The organism is Yersinia sp. 22-579, from assembly GCF_030433455.1.
Classification (GTDB): Bacteria; Pseudomonadota; Gammaproteobacteria; order Enterobacterales; family Enterobacteriaceae; genus Yersinia; species Yersinia enterocolitica.
Map to the genome: position 1 here is coordinate 1 of NZ_JAUJTZ010000041.1, position 1,071 is coordinate 1,071.

Below are 1,071 nucleotides of genomic sequence, written 5' to 3' on the forward strand. Positions count from 1 at the left end.
AGCTCTAACTCAGCATCTGATATCGACTCCATCCAGTCTGAAGTTAACCAGCGCATGGAAGAAATCAACCGCGTTACTAAGCAAACTGATTTTAACGGCATCAAAGTATTGGATAACCGTACCAAGACAGACTCAAGCTACGATTTCCAGGTCGGTTCGAAAGATAACGAACAAATCAGTATTGCTATTGGTGCAAGCTCAGGTTGGAACCTGGCAACAGCCAACGCTGATGGTACATCATCAGATTCCGTAAATACTTATGCTTTCACTAAGACAGCAGCTCTTGATACTAAACAAGCAGCATATGATACGGCAAATGGTGCATATCTGGCAGCAGTTAAAGCCGATGCCACTAATGGCACAACAACGGCTGCAGCACTTAAAGGCGCAGCGGATACTGCGACTACCGATCTGGCAACCGCGGTTAAAGATGCAACTGCTGTCAATGAAGCAGTAAATGGCAAGTCACGTACTGTTGCTGCCAAGGGCTTTGATGTGTTGAATGGTACCGTTGCTGCTGACGGTAAAGCAACTGGCACCACGCCGTTGGCTGATATCGATAAAGCGCTGAAAGCGGTTGATACTCAGCGCAGCGTGTTAGGTGCGTCTCAGAACCGTTTTGAGTCCACCATCACCAACCTGAACAACACCGTGAACAACCTGACTTCAGCCCGTAGCCGTATCCAAGATGCGGATTACTCAACTGAAGTGTCCAACATGAGCCGTGCACAAATTCTGCAACAAGCCGGTACTTCTGTTCTGGCTCAGGCTAACCAGGTTCCACAAACTGTATTGTCTCTGCTGCGTTAATATTATTCAGCCGATTCTTGTAAGCCTCCATATTATGGGGGCTTTTTTTATTCCAGTGCAGCGGAATGATACGCCGGATATACAGCTAAAGATTTGGATGAGCCTGCCGATAATAAAAAAGACGGTGATTGAAGCCGTGGGCAAATAAGCCTGAACCTTAGCCGAATCATATTTAAAGGAATACCCACTATGGCGGTCATTAACACTAACAGCCTGTCTCTGCTGACTCAGAACAACCTGAACAAATCCCAGTCTTCTTTA

At 46.5% G+C, this 1,071-nt stretch carries 1 protein-coding gene; it reads left to right on the plus strand.

Annotation, left to right across the window (positions count from 1 at the left end; all coding sequences use genetic code 11):
- Positions 1-810, plus strand: an 810-nt coding sequence (locus QSV56_RS21900) for a flagellin (RefSeq protein WP_301213814.1), incomplete at its 5' end; no start/stop codon positions are given.
- Positions 811-1,071: the final 261 nt, after the last annotated feature.